This window comes from uncultured Campylobacter sp., assembly GCF_938040115.1.
Taxonomy (GTDB): Bacteria; Campylobacterota; Campylobacteria; order Campylobacterales; family Campylobacteraceae; genus Campylobacter_A.
This window is the reverse complement of the sequence record NZ_CALHXD010000121.1, coordinates 1-2216: the sequence shown is the minus strand read 5'-3', so window position 1 is coordinate 2216 and position 2216 is coordinate 1. Positions and strand designations below refer to the sequence as shown.

Here is a 2216-nt window from a genome sequence, read left to right as displayed (position 1 = left end):
TACTTTTTGGCTTTATTTTTGGTCGTTACGTATCTTACGATGGCAAACGATATCGAAAATTTCAAAAAGCTGCTGTGGGTGTGCGTATTTAGTATCCCGCTAGGACTAGTGGCGATCGAGGCGGGCTGGATAGTAGCCGAAGTCGGGCGTCAGCCGTGGGTCGTACAAGATCTCATGACCGTGGGCGTGGGAGCGACGAATTTAGCCGACACAAACGTCAAAATTTCGTTCTGGCTATTTGCCGTTTTATTTACGGCGCTTTTGATAGCCGAGATAAAAATCATGCTAAAACAGATAAAAATAGGATTTGAAAACCATGCTTAGTTTAGAATTTTTACAAATTTACTGGTGGTGCGTAGTTAGCTTGCTAGGCGGTTTGCTAGTGTTTATGATGTTCGTTCAGGGTGGACAAACGCTGCTTTTTGGGCTTTGCAAAAACGAGCTTCAAAAGGACATGGTGATAAATTCTATCGGGCGCAAATGGGAGCTTACGTTTACAACGCTTGTAATGTTTGGCGGCGCGTGTTTTGCGGCGTTTCCGCTGTTTTACGCTACGAGTTTTGGCGGTGCGTACTGGGTGTGGCTGGCGATTTTGTTTTGCTTTATCCTCCAAGCCGTGAGCTACGAATACCGCAAAAAACCGGACAACTTCCTAGGTCAAAAAACCTATGAAATTTTCCTTTTCATCAACGGCTCTTTGGGCGTTATTTTAATCGGCATGGCCGTTAGCACGTTTTTTTCGGGTAGCGATTTTTTACTAAACGAGCACAACTTCGTGCAGTGGCAAACGCCGTTTCGAGGACTTGAAGCGCTAGGCAACATCATGCTCTATCCGCTAGGCATCGCGGTATTTTTTCTCTCTCGCGTAGGCGGAGCGCTCTATCTCATCAACAACATCGACGATGAGGAGATAAGAGCCAACGCCAGAAAAGCGGTACTAAAAAATACGATTTTCTTTTTACCGTTCTTTTTGATATTCATCGCTTGGATATTTACCAAGACCGGTTTTGCATACGACGAGAGCGGCGTAGTGAGCCTAGTTGGCTTTAAATACGCTCTAAATTTACTCCAGATGCCGCTTGTTGCAGCTATGATAGTTATAGGCGTCGGACTCGTGCTTTTTGGTATATTTAAGGGCGCATTTACGACTAGCATCTACGGCGTAGTGCCTTACGGCGTTGGCGTAGTGCTAACGGTTACGGGACTATTTTTGATAGCAGGCCTTGCGGATACGGCGTTTTATCCGTCGTTTTCAAATTTGCAAAGCTCGCTAACTATCAAAAACGCAAGCTCTAGTCACTACACGCTAAACGTCATGGCCTACGTGAGCCTGCTAGTGCCGTTTGTTTTGGGCTATATTTTCGTCGTTTGGCGTGCGATGGATAGCAAAAAAATCACGGCCGACGAGATCAAGCACGATCATCACGCATATTAAGGATAAAAATGATAGAAGCGATAGTTTTTCTTTTTCTTTGGGTTTTGGCGCTTTTTGGCGGATATAAATTCGTCCATTTTAACATCAAACACGTCGAGAAAAACGACGACAAATACTTTGGAAATTTGCGCGAATAAGCGCTGATCCGCAAATCTCGTTCTACTTAAATTTTAGCTTTTATCGCTATAATGAGGCTAAAATTTTAAGGAGAACGAGATGTTTGACTTCACTTTTCACAACCCCACTAAAATACAATTCGGCAGAGGCAAAGAGCGAAATATCGGGCTTTATATGCGCGAATTTGACGCTAAAAGAACCCTACTGATCTACGGTAGCGAACGCATCAAAAAAGACGGACTCTTTGACACGGTCGCAGCGAGCCTAAAAGAAAACGGCATAGAGTTTATAGAGCTTGGCGGCGTGGTTAGCAACCCAGTGCTAAGCAAAGTTTACGAAGGCATCGAGCTAGCTAGGAAATTTAACGCCGATAGCGTGCTAAGCGTAGGCGGAGGCTCCTGTCTAGATAGCGCCAAAGCCATTGCCGCAGGCGCGCTATATGAGGGCGATGTGTGGGATTTTTTCACGGGCAAGGACCCGAGTCGCGCGCTAAAAATCTTTGACATCATAACTCTTGCGGCGACGGGCAGCGAGATGAACTCGGGCGCAGTCGTGACAAACAAAGCTACAAAACAAAAATTCGCCATCCACGGCGACGTGCTATATCCGCTAGTCTCGGTCGTAAATCCTCAGCTGCAAGCCAGCGTTAGCCGCGAGTACCTAG

4 protein-coding genes are annotated in these 2216 nt (G+C 45.8%); all 4 read left to right on the top strand.

Features of this window, described 5'->3' with window-relative positions:
* On the top strand, nt 1-324 hold a 324-nt coding region (locus Q0314_RS04690; RefSeq protein ID WP_298057068.1), incomplete at its 5' end, for a cytochrome ubiquinol oxidase subunit I.
* Nucleotides 308-1435: a cytochrome d ubiquinol oxidase subunit II gene (locus tag Q0314_RS04685; RefSeq protein WP_298057066.1), complete on the top strand. Its 1128-nt coding sequence runs from the start codon at nt 308-310 to the stop codon at nt 1433-1435. The genes Q0314_RS04690 and Q0314_RS04685, both read left to right, overlap by 17 nt.
* Nucleotides 1436-1443: 8 nt before the next feature.
* Complete coding sequence (locus Q0314_RS04680; protein ID WP_002943393.1) at nt 1444-1572, top strand: hypothetical protein; 129 nt, start codon at nt 1444-1446, stop codon at nt 1570-1572.
* Between the two features lie 79 nt (nt 1573-1651).
* A partial coding sequence (locus Q0314_RS04675) for an iron-containing alcohol dehydrogenase (protein WP_298057063.1) occupies nt 1652-2216 on the top strand: 565 nt, incomplete at its 3' end.